Raw genomic sequence first — 16,738 nt, 5'->3', positions numbered from 1 at the left:
GGGAGAGCAATCAGTCATTCTTCAGGTAGTTATTAAAGCGCATCACATCGCCGGGTTTGCCGATCACATAGAGTACATCACCCTGTTTGAGAATCGTTTTAGCATTGATGTTCAGCATGGTGTTGCCATCTCTTTTCAGGGCTACGACTGTAACATTAAATTTATTACGGATATTAACTTCCTGTAACGGTTTTTCCAGGATCTCCCTGTCGCCCGTATATACCCGCAGGCTGGCCACTTCTATATCCGGCAGCTCCACTTCAAAGTTTCCTATGCTGCTGTTGCGCCCGGCCATACTGCGGAGCATGTCATAGTTATCGGCCCGTATCTGTTGCGTGAACGCTTCTATCTGGTCGCGGGGCATCAGGTACTTGGAGAGCACGCGCGTGAAGATCTCGATGGAGGTTTCAAATTCTTCCGGAATCACCTCATCGGCCCCCAGGTGGTAATTCTCCTCCATTTCCTGCACAAAACGAGTGCGCACAATAATATGGACTTTATCCGACACCTGGCGGATGCTGGCAATGATCTGCTTGGTTGCTTCCGGGTCCGAAATGGCCACCACCACTACCCGGGCCTGCTGAATGTTGACATGGTAGAGTATATTGCTATGCACGGCATCGCCATAAAGTATAGGTTCACCTTTCCTGCGTTCCTGCTTCACAGTTACGGCATTAAGCTCAAGCACCACATAAGGGATGTTGGCCTGTTTGGCTGCCTTGGCCACATTGCGTCCGTTAATGCCAAAGCCGATAATGACGATATGATCGTTCAAGCCCGGAATGTCTGCCGGGGCATCTGTAGGTGGGGTAAAAGGGAGCTCATCTTTACCGGCACCAAACCACAAACTCAGGCGTGAGGCGATGAGCTGCGCATAGGATATGATAAAGGGGGTAAGCGCCATACTCAGCAGCGAAACGCTTAAGAAATACTGGTAGATTTGATTGGTGAGCAGCCCATAAGTGATGCCTGTTTTGGAAAGTATAAAGGCAAACTCACCTACCTGAAACAGCGCCATGCCTACCAGAAGCGATATGCGTATCGGGTATTGCAGCAGGCGGGCTGCCAATGTTGCAACCAGGCTCTTGAGCAGGAAAACGAGTAAGGTAAGGCTTAGGATAACCGGCAGGTGCTGGAGCATGAAAGTGAAATCGAGCAGCATGCCAATGGAAACAAAGAAGAAGCTGGTAAAAATCTCGCGGAAAGGCAGGATGTTGCTCGTTGCCTGGTGGCTATACTCAGATTCGGAAATGATAAGACCAGCCATAAACGCCCCCAAGGCCAGGGACAGGCCCATACTGGAAGTGAGCCAGGCCACAGCAAAGCAAATAACCACTACTGACAGAATGAATAGTTCCTTGCTTTTGGTGCGGGCTACCAGGTAGAGCAGGCGGGGCACCAGGTAGCGGGCGCTAATCAGCATAAAAACGATAATAAAGGCGCCTTTCAGCACCATCAGCAGCAGCTCCATGCCAATATTCTGCGATCCGCCGGCCATCAGCGGCGTGAGCAGCATCATCGGCACTACCACAATATCCTGGAAAATAAGCACACCCAGCACTACACGCCCTTGCGGGCTGTTAATCTCGCCCTTGTCCTGGAGCAGTTTCAGTACAATGGCCGTACTGCTCAGCGAAATTAGAAACCCCATAAAGATAGCCTCGCCCGGGCTAAAGTCCCAAAGGAGCATAATGAGGGCCACCAGCCCGATGGTAACCAGCACCTGTACAGTTCCGCCGAGCAGTACCGTGCGCTTGATGAGGGCCAGGTTGCGGAGCGAAAACTCCATCCCAATAATAAAGAGCAGTAGTATAACGCCGATATCTGCCAGAATCTCGATATCTTCTGTTTCGGTGATCAGGCTTAAACCATGCGGACCTGCAATGACCCCAGTTGCCAGGAAACCCAGGATGGTGGGAAGGCGGAAACGCTGAAATAGCAGGATCACCACCACCGCCAGGCCCAATATGATGACCACATCAGAGAGTAAATTATTTTCCATAGCTGGCGGTTGAGGCAGATGAAGTATACGCTCTAAATTACGCAGCTATTTTCTGAACAGCTAAATCAGCAACCAATGGAATGCAGCGCGACGCTTTATACTTGTTCTGGCATCACCTTTATATAGTATACACTGCAGCTATAAGAATGAGGCAGAAATTTTTTATAGAAGATGAAGAACTGCTGCGAGTAAGAATTTGAAAGCTTATTTAATAGTTGCTTGCTGCTCGCATATGCCGCCAGTTTAAGCGCAGCGGAACTGGTAGTTAAGCATGTAGGCCAGTTTGTAACTGGCACAAGTATACTTCGAGAATATGTCGTCCTGTCCAAAGATTACCATTAGGGACGCGGAATAATTTTCAAAATAAGGTTTGATGATCCGCCAGTTGCAAACTGGCTTCCTGTACAGCCACAAGTTGCGCTCTTGCTAAACTTGCGGCATGGCTGATTCATACTTTCTCTGGCGCAGTTTTGAAACCAGTGTTTTAGAATAGTGTCGAATTTGTAACCCGCTGGTCCAAAGGCCAAAGCATAGCTTGGTGTAAAAGCCCCTCCATACGCCATATAAGGTCTCTGCGAGCTCATGCAGTCAGAGACCTATTATGATAAAAGGTACCAATCCAAAGATTGGCGCCATCAGAGAAACAGCAGGCACTGGTCCGACACTTAAAAGGGGCAGAGAACCATTGGTCAGTTTAAAGCTATAGTATAAAGTAGTTCTTGTAAACTATTGCTTCAACTAAGATCAACGCAATGCGTCCCACTCAGCATAAAACTGCGCCAGAAAGCTTTCCATGAACTGGTGCCGCTGCTGTGCGATTTCTTTGGCTGTGCGGGTATGCATGCGGTCTTTGAGCAGTAAAAGCTTCTCGTAGAAATGGTTTATAGTAGGCGCCGTACTAGCTTTATAGGCTTCAAACGTGTCGTGCAGTTCGGGCATGATTTCAGGATTATACATCTCCCGGTTCTTGTGGCCGCCATAGGCAAATGTGCGCGCAATACCGATCGCCCCAATCGCATCCAGCCTGTCGGCATCTTGCACAATGCAGCCTTCCAGGCTGCTCATGGCCGAAGAAGTGCCGGCACCTTTATAAGATAGTTCTTTTATGATAAGGCAGATAGATGCAATATTTTCAGGCGCCACTTTAAGGCTTTCGAGCCACTGTTGCGCCATGCGCGGCCCCACTGTTTCATCCCCGTTATGGAATTTATGATCGCCCACGTCATGCAGCAGAGCGGCCAGTTCAACAACGAATAGATCGGCCTGCTCGTGGGCTGCAATGGCTTTGGCATTGTGCCAGACGCGATAAATGTGCCACCAATCGTGCCCTGATCCTTCGCCTGTTAGTAAGGCTTTTACATAGTCTTCTGTTGCGTTAATAATATCCTGAGTGTTACTCATAAGGTAATGCAGCTGTTTTGGCCAAAGCTAGAAAATAATAAAGTTATAAAAAGAGAATCTATCGATAGAAATCTTACTTATAAAGTATTGGTGTCGGCAGGGTTGGTTGGTAAACCAACGTCAGCGTGCGCGCTCCTGCATACTTGCTCAGGCAACTAAATGAATAGACAATAGCAGCAAAATGCGGTCTGAACCAGGTGCCGACCACACCGATTTTGCAGAAGAAGGGGGCAGCAATTTGCACCCCGGAGGTGCAGGTCAGGGATATTTGTTTTAATTTTGGTCTCTGCCTGAGGCATTTGGCTGCCTGAGGCTGGCTAGTTTGATTCCATTTTGAAATGACCTTGTTAATGCAGCGATTATTTTCCCACGTTTTTTGTTTTCTGATTCTTTGTTTCTCTTTTACCTTCTTTCAGCCCGCTCAGGCCCAAATTCTGAATATCGAACGCGCCCGTGTAGAGCAGGATTCTGCCAATTACCTGACCGGCAAACTGGGCGTTAACTTTTCGATGTTTAACCGCAATGCCGGTAAAAGCAACCCCAACAACTATCTGCAGCTAACTTTTCATGGCAACCTGGCCTACGTCTCATCACAAAACAGCTACCTGCTTTTAAACGATTACAATTACCTGCTGGTGAACTATGATTCGAAAGAGCAGCGCAATACGGTGGCCAGTACCGGTTACTCGCACTTTCGCATCAACTTTTTAAGGAAGCGCAAGCTGTCGTACGAGGTATTTACGCAGGTGCAAACAGATAAGGCCCGGGGCCTGGAACTGCGAACGCTGGCCGGTGGCGGCTTGCGGCTGGCGCTGCTCCGCGAAAATGATGTGAGCCTGTTTGCCGGCACCGGGCTGATGCACGAACACGAAGAATGGGAGGACCTGGAGCAGGAGGGAACCAATTTGCAGATCGCCGACCTGCTGAAAAGCACCAACTACGTGAGCACCAGGGTAAAATTTAATGACCAGCTGAGCACCGAAAGCATTGTGTATTACCAGTTTGGGTATGACCCTGGCATCAGGCGCATGCGTAACCGTGTCAGTGGCGACGTGTCGCTGAACGTCAAGCTCAACAGCCGGCTATCTTTCCTTACAAACTTTAACTGTACCTTCGAAGACAGGCCGATCGTGCCGGTGACAAAGTTTGTATATGCTCTTACCAACGGGCTGCAGGTACAGTTTTAAATTCAGGCCGAAAATAATGGGGCCAGAACTTTAAATGATGCTGGAATTTCATAATTTCACCAATTAAAACGTATATTCAGGCTACAAACCTCCTGTATACTTTGGTCCGAAACGAACTGGCGCATAACCTGCATGCATAACACCCTGAAAGCTTACTGGATCCTGCTGGGAGTGGTTTTTTTTGCCTCCTGTGTGCCCCAGAAAAAGTTGCTCTTACTGCAAGAAAATCCCCAGGTAGCGAACCAGGGGAAGGCGGATGCGTTACTGAAAACCTTTGACCTGCAGCCGCAGGTTTATACCCTGAAGCCTGGTGATGTGCTCTCGCTGAAAGTGCAAAGCACCACGCCTGCCGAGTATAACTTCCTGGGCTCGCCTGCCGTGGTAGCCGGTGCCGAAGACCCGGTGCTTAGTGGCTATACCCTGGATGCGACAGGTAACATCCTGCTGCCGGTGGTAGGCAAAGTAGACCTGAATGGCCTGACCATGCCAGAGGCCCGTGCAAAAGTTACCGCTACCTTAAAACCTTACCTTTCTGATCCAACCGTTAATATACGCCTGTTAACGTTTCGTTATACTGTGCTGGGCGAAGTAGGCGGGCAGGGGCAGTACACCACTTACCAGGACAACATCAATGTGCTGGAAGCCATTGCTTCGGCCGGCGGTTTCGGGCCTTATTCGAACCGCGAAAACATCAAGCTGATCCGCTATGAGAACGGGCAAGCAAAGCTCTATAAGTTCAGTCTGCTCGATGATGACATTATCGCCATGAAGAATTTCTACCTGCAGCCCAACGACATGATCGTGATAGACCCCTTGCCGGCCAAGTATGTGAAAGAGAACCTGCTGGCCAATGTGAGCCTGACGATCTCGATTGCAACCACGCTCATTCTGTTAGTGACCCGTTTTCTGTAATTTCTGAATACCGTTTTCTAAATCCTTGCTCGCAAACCCTTGGAAAAAAATACGCTAACACAGCAGGACGCCGGTCTGGATATCAAAAAGCTGCTCCATAAAGTACTGCTTTACTGGTACTGGGTGTTTGCTTCCGTCGCCGTGGCCTTGCTGCTCGCGTTTCTTGTCAACCGCTATACTATTCCGCAGTACGAAGTGCGGTCCGCTGTGATGATCAACCAGCCGGTGGAGAGTGGCGCTTCGGCAGCGGCTCTTTTGTATGGCACGGAAGTTTTCCAGGGTTCCCGGGGGCTCACGAATGAGTCTATTTTGCTCAAGACCGCCGGATTAGCCTATAAAACCCTGCAGAAGCTTGATTTTGGCGTATCGTACTACCAGCGGGGCAATGTAAAGCTGACCGAAGTGTACGGCGGTGCATCGCCGTTCAGCGTTTCCTTTGACACCGCCTCTGCTGCAATTCCTTACGGCGTGCTTTTTAAAGTGGACCTTACAGGGCAGGGCAAGTATAAGCTTTCGTCTGAAAACCCCGGCTGGAAAGGCCACCTGGAAAACAAGGAATTCACTTCCGGCAAAACGTACCAGGTTAATGGTTTTACCTTCCGCATCACTTCCAAAACGATGGAGCCATCTGATATCTCGAACGAGCTCCTCTTTAAAGTAAACAATCTCAAAGATGTGGCCAACCAGTATGCCGGCGCACTGGACGTGTCGCCTTACCCGGGCGGCGCCTCCGCGCTGGTGCTCAAACTCACCGGCCCCACACCCGACAAAGAGGTAGTGTTCCTGAACGCGCACATGCAAACGTATCGGGAGAATAACCTGGCCATTAAGAACAGCAACGCAACCAACACACTCGATTTTATTGATAACCAGCTGCAGCAGATCAGCGACTCGCTCCAGTTTATCGAAAGCAACTTAGAAAATTTTAAAAAGAAGAATGCAGAGCTTGGCGTGAGCCAGGAAGGAGGACAAACTGCCTCTAAATTGCAGGAGATTGAAGGAAGCAAAGCGCAGCTCCTCATCAATCAGAAATATTACCAATACCTGCGGGGATATCTGCAGAAAGGCATCGAAAAGCAGGAGCTGATCGCGCCCGCCAACCTGGGCATTTCTGATCCGGTGCTGAACACCTTAACAGGTCAGCTTGTCGCGTTGCAAGCCGATATTGCCATACTTGCCAAGAACACCAACACAGCCAACCCATTGGTTGCAAAAGAGCTGCAATCGAAGCGGCAGCAACTGCAGGAAATGAAGGAGGTGATGCTCGAGAATCTGGCAAGTATAGAGCGAGCCAATACAATTGCTCTGCAGGATCTCAACAGCAGAGCGGCCGCGGCCTCGGCCTCCTTAAAGAAGCTACCCGCGGCAGAAAGGCAGCTTATCAACATCCAGCGGCTTTATAGTTTAAGCGAGAACCTGTACGTTTTTTTAATGGAAAAACGGGCGGAGGCCGGCATTGCAAAAGCCGCCAATACCTCGGACGTCACAATACTGAGCGAAGCGTACAAGTCGGCACAGATCGCGCCGACGCCTTCCAAAAACTACCTTACTGCGCTGCTGCTCGGGCTGGCAGTGCCGGTAGGTTTGATTTTTCTGAAGGATTTCTTTAACACGAAGATTAGCACTGTAGAGGAGCTGCAAACGCTTTCCACGCTGCCGCTCCTGGGGCTGATCGGGCATAACAAAAAAGAACAGGTGAATCTGGTGGATCAGAGCCCCAAATCCGCCCTGGCTGAAACCTTCCGGACTGTACGCTCCAATTTGCGGTTTATGGCTGGCTCTGAAACAGACGAAGGAAAGATCTTTGTGGTTACTTCTTCCATCAGTGGGGAAGGAAAAACCTTCTCGGCAAAGAACCTGGCCTATATTTTTGCGATCTCCGGGGAACGCACGCTGCTGGTAAATGCTGACATGCGCAAGCCTAATAACAACTCAGATTTTGGCGTACGCAACCGGGTGGGGCTGAGTAATTACCTGGCAGGCTATGCACCCCTTGAGGACATCATACACCCCACAATTCAGGAACACCTGCATATCCTGCCTTCCGGCGATATTCCGCCAAATCCGTCGGAATTGCTGCTGAACAAGCGGATGGAGCAACTGATCACAGAACTAAAGAGCGCCTACGATTACATCATCCTGGATACGCCACCGGTAGGCATCATTTCGGATGGTTTGGAACTGATGCAGTTGGCCGATGTGAACATCTTTATGGTGCGGCAGAACTACTCGCTCAAAAGCTTTCTGACAAGTATGCAGCAACAGTATGAAAGCGGAAAGATCCGAAATACCGCTATTTTGTTTAACGACGTGGATTATAAAAAACTGAACTATGGGTACGGGTATGGCTATGGTTACGGGTATGGCTATTACGCCGAAGATGTGCAGGAGAAATCCTGGTGGAGCAAAGTGACGAGCATGTTTTAACAAACCCTACAAGGTGCTCATACTTGACCTGAAGCATTTAAAGGCAAGCAGGAGTGGGACTGGCCAAAGCATCGTTATTGAACTATTAATATCAGCTTAATTCATATTATTTATAAACATTTTGAACATTCTATTTATATTTAATGTCAGACATTTGCCGGGCCTGTAAAGGTTATTAGTTGATCCTGTTTAAAAACAGGATATCAATATAGTAGCTTTAATCTGAAAGTAGCGATGTGAGCCGAGTGGCAGGTCATAGCAAAACCATTACACGAGTACCTTTACCATTTTCTGATATTTGTGTCTTTACTCCTGACTCAGAATTCAGAACTCAGAACTTAAGTTATCATGAAAACAGCTCTTATCACTGGCATCACCGGGCAGGATGGTGCTTACCTGGCCGAACTACTTTTAGAGAAAGGCTACAAAGTGCATGGCCTCAAACGCCGCAGCTCCTTGTTCAACACCGACCGCATCGATCACCTCTACCAGGACCCGCACGAGAAGCACATCAACTTCAAGCTCCACTACGGCGATCTGACCGATTCCACGAACATCATCCGTGTCATCCAGGAAACGCAGCCTGACGAGATCTACAACCTGGCGGCCATGAGCCATGTGAAGGTGAGCTTCGATACGCCCGAGTACACCGCCAATGCCGATGGCATCGGCACGCTTAGAATATTGGAGGCGATCCGCATCCTGGGACTTACAGAGAAAACAAGAATTTACCAGGCCTCTACTTCCGAGCTCTACGGGCTGGTACAGGCGGTGCCGCAGTCGGAGACCACACCCTTTTACCCGCGCTCGCCTTATGCGGTAGCCAAGCTGTATGCCTACTGGATCACGGTCAACTACAGGGAAGCGTACGGCATGTTTGCCACCAACGGCATTCTCTTCAATCACGAGTCGCCGCTCAGGGGCGAGACCTTTGTGACGCGCAAAATCACCCGCGCGGCTGCCCGCATTGCCATGGGTTTGCAGGAGAAAGTATACCTGGGCAATCTGGAATCCAAGCGCGACTGGGGCCATGCTAAAGACTATGTGGAAGCCATGTGGCGCATCCTGCAGCAGGACACTCCGGAAGACTTCGTGATCGCTACGGGCGTAACCACCACTGTGCGGGACTTTGTGAAGATGGCCTTTGCCGAAGTGGGCATCACCATCGAGTTCAAGGGAGAGGGCGCTGAGGAGAAGGGCTATGTTGCTGCTTGTACCAACCCCGAGTACCAGTTGGAGATCGGCAAAGAGGTGGTTTGCGTGGACGAGAACTACTTCCGACCCACCGAAGTGGACCTGCTCATAGGCGACGCCACCAAGTCCAAAGAGAAGCTGGGCTGGGTGCCTAAGTATGACTTAAAAGCCCTGGTGCAGGACATGATGCAGGCCGATGTGGAACTCTTCAAGCGCGATACCTACCTGCTCAATGGCGGCCATAAAGTACTCAATTATAATGAATAGTATGGCATCCACGCAATCTGCCGTATCAGAGGAAGAAAACTGGGATTTAGTGATAGAACCCAGGGCCCATCTTTTTGACCTAAAGCTGAAAGAAGTCTGGAACTATCGGGACTTGCTGGTGCTGTTTGTAAAACGGGATTTTAAAGCGCAGTACAAGCAAACGATCCTGGGCCCGCTCTGGCATTTTATACAACCTATCTTTACCACGGTGGTGTTCCTGGTGGTGTTCAGCAACATTGCCAATATTCCTACCGATGGCATACCACCTATCCTTTTTTACCTGAGCGGCATTACCATCTGGAACTACTTTGCCAGCTGTCTGACCGCTACTTCCAACACCTTTGTGGCCAATGCCGGCATCTTTGGCAAAGTATACTTCCCCAGGCTGATCATCCCGTTAGCCACGGTGCTATCTAACCTGGTTAAATTTGGCATTCAGTTCCTGCTACTGCTGGGCCTGCTGTTCTATTATACCTTGCAGGGCTATACTTTTCATATAGGTGGCGGATTATTGATCCTCCCTTTGCTCTTAGTGCTGCTGGCTGGTTTAGGTTTGGGACTAGGAATTATCATTTCTTCCCTCACCACCAAGTACCGGGATTTTACGGTGCTGATCGGCTTTGCCGTGCAGCTCCTGATGTATGCCACGCCAGTAGTATACCCGCTTTCTTTTTTAGCTAACAAAAGTTACCGCTGGTTTATCAACTGGAATCCGCTCACGCCATTAGTTGAAGCCTTTCGCTTCGCTTTGTTCGGGCAGGGTACCTTTACAGCGTCTGCTATACTTTATAGCTTCGCATTCATGCTGGTGATTTTACTCATCGGCCTGTTAACCTTCAGCAAAGTAGAGCGGACCTTTATGGATACTGTTTAAAATGGACACAAGTACCAGGACACAAGACCCAGGATTTTTATAGATTAGAAGTAGAGAGGATTATCTGATTAGGCAAGTAATTCAGGTAAAATTCCCCGCCTTAGATAAGTCGCAGATACCGGGCTTGTTTCGGGGGAAGGACTAGAGGTGGTTTGATACTCCTATAAGATATTAAATAGCAAATGGCTAATACCGTAATAAAAGTAGAGAACCTGAGCAAGCAGTACCGTTTGGGCGAAGTAGGCACCGGCACGCTTACCCACGACCTGAACCGCTGGTGGCATCAGGTACGCGGCAAGGAAGACCCATACCTTAAAATAGGCGAAGAAAACAACCGCAGCATCAAAGGGAGCAGCGACTATGTATGGGCATTAAAGGATATCAACTTTGAAGTAAAACAGGGAGAAGTAGTTGGTGTTATTGGAAAGAATGGGGCGGGTAAATCTACACTGTTGAAAATATTATCTCGAACAACAGGCGCAACTACCGGATGTATCAAATTAAAAGGTAGAATATCTAGTTTGCTTGAGGTTGGTACTGGTTTTCACCCAGAGCTAAGCGGTAGAGATAATGTTTACCTGAACGGTGCTATTTTAGGAATGAATAAAAGTGAGATACAGAGGAAGTTCGATGAAATAGTTGATTTCTCCGGGGTTGAACGCTACTTAGATACACCCGTAAAACGCTATTCCTCTGGTATGTATGTAAGGCTAGCCTTTGCTGTTGCAGCACACTTAGACCCGGATATCTTAATTATTGATGAAGTTTTGGCTGTAGGCGATGTTGAATTCCAGAAGAAATGCCTGGGGAAGATGAAAGATGTTAGTACAAAAGATGGAAAAACTATACTATTCGTAAGCCATAATCTAACTGCTGTTAAGAATATCTGTGGTTCCTCTATTTTTATGCATCAAGGAAGAATTGAGTTACAGGGGGATACAGAGGAGGTAGTACGACATTATTTAAGCTATAATACTTCTCCACAGACTAAACAGTTCTTTTCTGATGAAAAATTCGCTCCTGGAAATGAGTTTATTAGGATTCGACGCGTTGAAGCTGTTTCTCCTGTGTTAAGAGAGGGAGAAGCATTCACCGTCCATACTCCGATCAATATCGATATTGAGTTTTGGAATTATATAGAGGGGAGGGAAATCAATGTTAGTTTACATTTTGATACCATGAATTATGAATGTGTCTTTAATGTAGGAACCAAAGCACAGCAATTAAGAAAAGGCCTTTACAAAGCAACTTGTCAAATACCAGGAGATTTTCTTAATGATGGTATGTTTACAATTAGGGTTCTTTTTGTTGCCGATAGATCAGTAATGCTATATAAACATCTGGATGCGATAAATCTTGAAATTCACGAAGATAGAAAAGAATCCGACTGGCATGGCAAATGGCCAGGTTATGTAAGACCTATGTTGAACTTCCCTATAGCTACCATTTCATGATAAATGTTACAAAACCATTTTTACCTCCAAGAGAGGAATATGATAACTATGTCGATGGTATCTGGAAGCGAGAGTGGCTCACGAATAATGGCCCGTTAGTTAATGAGCTTGAACTTAGACTAAAGGGTTACTTTGATGTGCCACATCTTTTTTTCGTAAGCAATGGCACAATAGCCATACAACTTGCTATCAGGGCACTTGGGTTAACTGGTGATATTATAACTACACCATTTTCATATGTAGCAACTACCAGCAGCATTGTATGGGAGAATTGTAATCCCGTTTTCATTGATATTTGCCCTAATACATTAAACTTGAATCCTGCGTTAATTGAGAAAGCCATTACTCCAAAGACATCCGCTATACTTGCTACCCATGTTTATGGAAATCCATGTGATATAGAGGCGATACAACAAGTAGCCGATAAATACAAACTAAGAGTAGTATATGATGGTGCTCACGCCTTTGGTTCCAAGTACAAGGGGCAGTCAGTTTTTAAATATGGGGATGTGAGCACCATAAGTTTCCATGCTACCAAGTTATTTCATACCATTGAGGGTGGTGCTATCATTACACATGATGCTAAGATTGCCAAGGAAATTGCGCATATGCGTAATTTTGGACATGATGGAACCGAAAAATTCTATGGAATAGGTATTAACGGAAAAAACTGTGAGTTTCATGCAGCCATGGGGCTGTGTAATCTTAACTATATAAGTGAAGTATTAGAAAAAAGAAAGTTGCTATCAATTAGATATGATCAAATTCTAAAGCCATTAAAAGCACAAAAGCCTTTTATATATCCCGATATAGACTTTAATCATGCATACTATGCATTAGCCTTTGAAACGGAGGAACAACTATTAAAATCAGTTGAAGCTTTACATGGGATTTATGTATATCCTCGTAGATACTTTTATCCATCATTGCATACCTTGAATTATGTTATCCCTGAGCAGCAGGTTGCAGTATCATCTGACTTTTCGAGCCGGATTTTATGTCTCCCCCTATATCATGATTTGTCTTTTGAAGAAGTGGATATGATAGGACGGGCTTTACTAAGAGCACAAAACTATTAGGTATGAAGCTAGCGATAATGCAACCTTATTTGTTCCCTTACATAGGCTATTTTCAACTTATTCAAGCTGTAGATAAGTTTGTTGTGTATGATGATGTAGCATTCATAAAGCAGGGATGGATTAATCGAAATCAAATACTTCTGAATAAAAATAAACATATGTTCCATATTCCTTTAGATGGAGCTAGCTCTTTTAGGAGAATAAATGAAATATATGTTTCCTACAACCCTCTTAATTGGGAAACGAAATTTTTCAAAACTTTAAATCAAGCTTATAGGAAAGCCCCTTTTTACGATAAAATTTTACCTTTAATTGAAAGTGTTATCTTAAAACAGCAAGGTGTACCAATTTCTGAGGTTGCACTTAAGAGTATTTCTAAAATCTCAGAATATATTCAGCTTAAGACACAAATAATTGAATCATCAAGTGTTTATAACAATCATGAACTTAATGGAGAAGACCGTATAAAAGATATTTGCAAACGGGAAAATGCAAAAATTTACATCAATGCGATAGGAGGTAAAAAACTTTATGATAAAGCGGATTTCGCGACGATTGGAGTTAATTTATTTTTTCTTGAAGGTGAATTAAAACCTTATAAACAGTTTAAGAATGATCCTATTCCAGGACTTTCTATTATTGATACATTAATGTTTTGCCCGCCAGAGGAAATTAAAAATATACTTACGCATTACAGACTCGTTTAATGCATTTGCCCTAAGCTATTTTTTATATTTAGTAAAGCATATTTATATGTAGCATTCTCAATTTATATACTACCGCAAACGGTTATAAAATAATATGATCATAGTTCGACCAAATTTAGGGCTTGCTAATAGAATGAGAGTTCTGAATTCCTGCTTGGTACTAAACAATAATAGGAGCAGGAGCTTTAAAATTGTATGGCAAAAAGATTCAAGTTTAAACTGTGATTTCCATAAGCTATTTCAACCTATAGTTTATTTTGATATTGTTTTTGAAAATGAAGTATTAAATTATTATTCTAACTATAAACCAGACCACAGCCCAACAATAAAGGGAAGAGTGAAAAAACTGAAGCATGCTATTATAAATTTAAAACATAACTACTATGATGATAATCGGGTGCAGCAGCACAGATTTGAGGATGAATATTGGCTAAATCTGAAGAATTGTCTTGTTATAGATACTTGCCATGATTTTTTTACTCAGGAAGGTAAAAATAACTTTTATCATAACTTTAAGCCTGTAGATAGCTTACAGCTAAGGATAGATTCACTTACTAGAGGTTTTGGCAAGAGAACAGTTGGTATACATATCAGAAGAACAGATAATAACGAGTCCATTGAAATAAGTAAAACAGATCTTTTTGTAGAAGCAATCTGGGAGTTATTAGCTAAAGATCCAAATTATACTTTTTATCTTTCAACTGATGATATTGATACAGAAGAGTATTTTAAGAAACTATTTGGTGAAAGAATAATTGTGAATGAGAATAAGAATCTAGCCCGTGACACCGAAAAAGGAATTCAAGATGCTCTTGTTGATCTGTACACTCTTTCTAAAACAGATAAAATTCTTGGCTCTTGGTGGAGTTCATTTAGCTTTATTGCATCTGAGTTAGGGCAGGTACCTCTTCAAATTATTGGGAAATAACCTACAGCAAGCCAAGTGATCATTTACAGGAGAGGATATCAAATTATTGAGGAACAAAAGTTATTAAAAACTATTGTAGACATTAATCAGATGTTTAACCCACCTCTTTCTGATTTTATTAAACTCACTGATTATGCGTATAAATTATACAATAAGGCTCATTTTATTACAGCAATTGAAGCGAATGTGCTTGTGGGTCTCTGTGCATTTTATGATAACGATCCCTCACGGCAGGAGGCGTTTCTATCACTTTTTTATGTAGATTTAGAATACCGTAGCCAAGGCATAGGCATGTGTCTATTAAATAACATGAAGGATGTGGTAAAAGAAAAAGGTTTTCAAGAGTTAAGGCTTGAGGTAATTTCAAATAATATTAGAGCAATTCATTTGTATAAGAGTTTAGGTTTTGAGGCTTTTATTGAATCAAATGATCGTACATTGATGAAGATGAAGCTATGAAGCCAATAGTATCAGTATGTATGCTTACTTATAATCATCAGAGTTATATTAGGGAAGCAATTGAAAGCGTATTAAAACAAATTACAGATTTTCCTATTGAATTAGTAATAGGGGAAGATTATTCATCAGATTCGACAAGAGCAATTTGTGAAGAATATGGTAATAAGTTCCCTTATAAAGTTAAACTTCTACCTCATAATAATAGAAATATTGGCGCACAAAAGAACTTCATCCGCACGTTCAGGAATTGCAGTGGTACTTATGTGGCTATGCTGGAAGGAGATGACTTTTGGCTGGATCCTTTAAAGCTTCAAAAGCAGGTTTCCTTTCTTGATAATAACCCAGAATACGTGATGTCATTTCATGGTATTACTATGATTAATGATGAAGGTGAACCAGTAAATGATAATAGACTACCTGATGCGAATAAAAGGGATTATAATGTTAACGAATTATTACTAGGACAGTACCTGCCTACCCCTACAATTCTCTTCAGAAACTTTTGCATTTCAACATATTTAACAGCATTTGAAAAGACATTAAATGGAGATAAGTTATTACAAGCAATTTTAACACAAAGGGGCAAAGCCAAATACTTTGATAACATTGATAAATCTTGTATAAGAATACATAACGGAGGAATTTGGACTTCAAAAAGTTACTTAGATAAATGGTGCTGGAATCTCAAAACAGCCTTGACTATATATGGTTTACTTAATAATGAATTAAAAAAATATATATTTAATAATGTAGTAAATGCTTTTGAGATGGCTGCTTGGGATGCAGATTATTATAAAGCAGAAAAGTACTGGAGAAAGTATAATTTTATGTATTTTTTTTTTCTAATGCAAACAAAGGAGTATGGTAGGGCTTTCCTTATACTCAGAAGATTAAGTAGGAGGGTATTAAGAAATGTACATATCAGTAATTATTCCTGTTTACAACGCTGAAAATTCTATAATAGAAGCTGTAAAATCTGTGTTAGTTCTATCAGAAGTTGCAGAAATAATTTTAGTTGAAGATGGATCTAATGATAATAGTTTAGCTATTTGCTACCAGCTAGCTGATATAGATAATAGAATTATTGTTTTATACCACACTAATAATAAAAATAAAGGAGTAGCAGCCACTAGGAATCTCGGCTTACAAAAAGCTAAATTTGATTATGTGGCATTCTTAGATGCTGATGATATTTACTTATCAAATCGATTTGCGAGTGCTATCAAAATACTAGGCAGCCGGAATGACATTGATGGAGTCTATGATAATGTAGGTATTTATTCCAATGATGAGAAAGATATACGTTCTTACACAATAAATAATAATGTAAAACCACATGAGCTATTCGAGAATCTACAGCCAGTTGGAAATTCAATTTGGTTTCACATCAATGGCTTGACTGTTAGGAAAAAAGTTTTCCAAAGGTGCGGTCTATTTGATGAGTCACTTAAGACCTCCGAAGATACTTTCATGTGGTTTAAGTTAGCAGCTAAATGTAAACTAATATCTGGTTTTGTTGAAGGTTTTGTATCAATTAAACGAAGAAGCCCCACAAGTTTAACAAGTAACAAAGTTCAAGTAGATAAGGATTATTTATTAATGCTCATAAATTTATATAAATGGTGTAATATTGAAAGTGTTAGTAGAAGTAGAAAAGAAATGGTGTTGAATAGGTTATTTTATCACGTTCTTTATTTTCCTTATAAAAATTTTCATGGAATGAATAAATTTATAATTTTTATTAAAATATTTTTAATTAATCCTAAGTTTGCTTTGTTTGAATCTCAAGTCTTTAGAAGGTACCTCTTAAAAGTTATAAAATAAAAAAATGCGCAACTTTAATAGGC

14 protein-coding genes are annotated in these 16,738 nt (G+C 43.5%); 12 read left to right on the top strand and 2 right to left on the bottom strand.

Annotation, left to right across the window (positions count from 1 at the left end; all coding sequences use genetic code 11):
- Window positions 1–10: 10 nt before the first annotated feature.
- Together LWL52_RS09255 and LWL52_RS09250 are read right to left on the bottom strand one after the other, a co-directional pair.
- A complete protein-coding gene (locus tag LWL52_RS09255; protein ID WP_242919093.1) occupies window positions 11–2,002 on the bottom strand; it encodes a monovalent cation:proton antiporter family protein in 1,992 nt (663 codons plus the stop codon).
- 744 nt (window positions 2,003–2,746) lie between these two features.
- Complete coding sequence (locus LWL52_RS09250) at window positions 2,747–3,403, bottom strand: HD domain-containing protein (protein ID WP_242919091.1); 657 nt, start codon at window positions 3,401–3,403, stop codon at window positions 2,747–2,749.
- A gap of 350 nt (window positions 3,404–3,753) precedes the next feature.
- Here LWL52_RS09250 and LWL52_RS09245 point away from each other — a divergent pair, with 350 nt between their 5' ends.
- The 12 genes from LWL52_RS09245 (at window position 3,754) to LWL52_RS09190 (ending at window position 16,715) form a co-directional block, all read left to right on the top strand.
- Window positions 3,754–4,590 carry a DUF481 domain-containing protein gene (locus LWL52_RS09245; protein ID WP_242919089.1) on the top strand — a complete coding sequence of 279 codons (837 nt, stop codon included), beginning with the start codon at window positions 3,754–3,756 and terminating at the stop codon, window positions 4,588–4,590.
- Window positions 4,591–4,722: 132 nt separating this feature from the next.
- Window positions 4,723–5,502, top strand: a complete 780-nt coding sequence (locus LWL52_RS09240; protein ID WP_242919087.1) for a polysaccharide biosynthesis/export family protein — start codon at window positions 4,723–4,725, stop codon at window positions 5,500–5,502.
- Between the two features lie 39 nt (window positions 5,503–5,541).
- On the top strand, window positions 5,542–7,929 hold the full coding sequence (locus tag LWL52_RS09235; RefSeq protein WP_242919085.1) for a GumC family protein: 2,388 nt from the start codon (window positions 5,542–5,544) through the stop codon (window positions 7,927–7,929).
- Window positions 7,930–8,277: 348 nt separating this feature from the next.
- A complete protein-coding gene (gene gmd, locus LWL52_RS09230; RefSeq protein WP_242919083.1) occupies window positions 8,278–9,390 on the top strand; it encodes a GDP-mannose 4,6-dehydratase in 1,113 nt (370 codons plus the stop codon).
- Window position 9,391: 1 nt separating this feature from the next.
- A complete protein-coding gene (locus LWL52_RS09225; RefSeq protein WP_242919081.1) occupies window positions 9,392–10,264 on the top strand; it encodes an ABC transporter permease in 873 nt (290 codons plus the stop codon).
- Between the two features lie 182 nt (window positions 10,265–10,446).
- On the top strand, window positions 10,447–11,718 hold the full coding sequence (locus LWL52_RS09220; RefSeq protein WP_242919079.1) for an ABC transporter ATP-binding protein: 1,272 nt from the start codon (window positions 10,447–10,449) through the stop codon (window positions 11,716–11,718).
- The gene (locus LWL52_RS09215; protein ID WP_242919077.1) at window positions 11,715–12,797 is read left to right on the top strand and encodes a DegT/DnrJ/EryC1/StrS family aminotransferase; all 1,083 of its coding nucleotides are present in this window, start codon (window positions 11,715–11,717) and stop codon (window positions 12,795–12,797) included. Before LWL52_RS09220 ends, LWL52_RS09215 begins: the two co-directional genes overlap by 4 nt.
- 2 nt (window positions 12,798–12,799) lie before the next feature.
- Window positions 12,800–13,504, top strand: coding sequence for a WbqC family protein (locus LWL52_RS09210; RefSeq protein WP_242919075.1), 705 nt, complete (start codon window positions 12,800–12,802; stop codon window positions 13,502–13,504).
- A 94-nt stretch (window positions 13,505–13,598) separates the two neighbouring features.
- Window positions 13,599–14,432, top strand: coding sequence for an O-fucosyltransferase family protein (locus LWL52_RS09205; protein ID WP_242919073.1), 834 nt, complete (start codon window positions 13,599–13,601; stop codon window positions 14,430–14,432).
- Between the two features lie 15 nt (window positions 14,433–14,447).
- A complete protein-coding gene (locus tag LWL52_RS09200) occupies window positions 14,448–14,891 on the top strand; it encodes a GNAT family N-acetyltransferase (protein ID WP_242919071.1) in 444 nt (147 codons plus the stop codon).
- Window positions 14,888–15,841 carry a glycosyltransferase family 2 protein gene (locus LWL52_RS09195; protein WP_242919069.1) on the top strand — a complete coding sequence of 318 codons (954 nt, stop codon included), beginning with the start codon at window positions 14,888–14,890 and terminating at the stop codon, window positions 15,839–15,841. Before LWL52_RS09200 ends, LWL52_RS09195 begins: the two co-directional genes overlap by 4 nt.
- Window positions 15,804–16,715: a glycosyltransferase family 2 protein gene (locus tag LWL52_RS09190; RefSeq protein ID WP_242919066.1), complete on the top strand. Its 912-nt coding sequence runs from the start codon at window positions 15,804–15,806 to the stop codon at window positions 16,713–16,715. Before LWL52_RS09195 ends, LWL52_RS09190 begins: the two co-directional genes overlap by 38 nt.
- Window positions 16,716–16,738: the final 23 nt, after the last annotated feature.

It is taken from the genome of Pontibacter liquoris (assembly GCF_022758235.1).
Classification (GTDB): Bacteria; Bacteroidota; Bacteroidia; order Cytophagales; family Hymenobacteraceae; genus Pontibacter; species Pontibacter liquoris.
Note: the sequence above shows the minus strand (reverse complement) of the source record. Positions and strands in the feature narration are given on the sequence as shown.

What these genes read in the sequence shown, in the direction of transcription:
- LWL52_RS09225 (WP_242919081.1), top strand. Translation starts at nt 9,392, where the DNA reads ATGGCATCCACGCAATCTGCCGTATCAGAGGAAGAAAACTGGGATTTA.
- LWL52_RS09205 (WP_242919073.1), top strand. Translation starts at nt 13,599, where the DNA reads ATGATCATAGTTCGACCAAATTTAGGGCTTGCTAATAGAATGAGAGTT.
- LWL52_RS09255 (WP_242919093.1), bottom strand. Translation starts at nt 2,002, where the DNA reads ATGGAAAATAATTTACTCTCTGATGTGGTCATCATATTGGGCCTGGCG.
- gmd (WP_242919083.1), top strand. Translation starts at nt 8,278, where the DNA reads ATGAAAACAGCTCTTATCACTGGCATCACCGGGCAGGATGGTGCTTAC.
- LWL52_RS09240 (WP_242919087.1), top strand. Translation starts at nt 4,723, where the DNA reads ATGCATAACACCCTGAAAGCTTACTGGATCCTGCTGGGAGTGGTTTTT.
- LWL52_RS09210 (WP_242919075.1), top strand. Translation starts at nt 12,800, where the DNA reads ATGAAGCTAGCGATAATGCAACCTTATTTGTTCCCTTACATAGGCTAT.
- LWL52_RS09250 (WP_242919091.1), bottom strand. Translation starts at nt 3,403, where the DNA reads ATGAGTAACACTCAGGATATTATTAACGCAACAGAAGACTATGTAAAA.
- LWL52_RS09245 (WP_242919089.1), top strand. Translation starts at nt 3,754, where the DNA reads ATGCAGCGATTATTTTCCCACGTTTTTTGTTTTCTGATTCTTTGTTTC.
- LWL52_RS09215 (WP_242919077.1), top strand. Translation starts at nt 11,715, where the DNA reads ATGATAAATGTTACAAAACCATTTTTACCTCCAAGAGAGGAATATGAT.
- LWL52_RS09195 (WP_242919069.1), top strand. Translation starts at nt 14,888, where the DNA reads ATGAAGCCAATAGTATCAGTATGTATGCTTACTTATAATCATCAGAGT.
- LWL52_RS09190 (WP_242919066.1), top strand. Translation starts at nt 15,804, where the DNA reads ATGTACATATCAGTAATTATTCCTGTTTACAACGCTGAAAATTCTATA.
- LWL52_RS09220 (WP_242919079.1), top strand. Translation starts at nt 10,447, where the DNA reads ATGGCTAATACCGTAATAAAAGTAGAGAACCTGAGCAAGCAGTACCGT.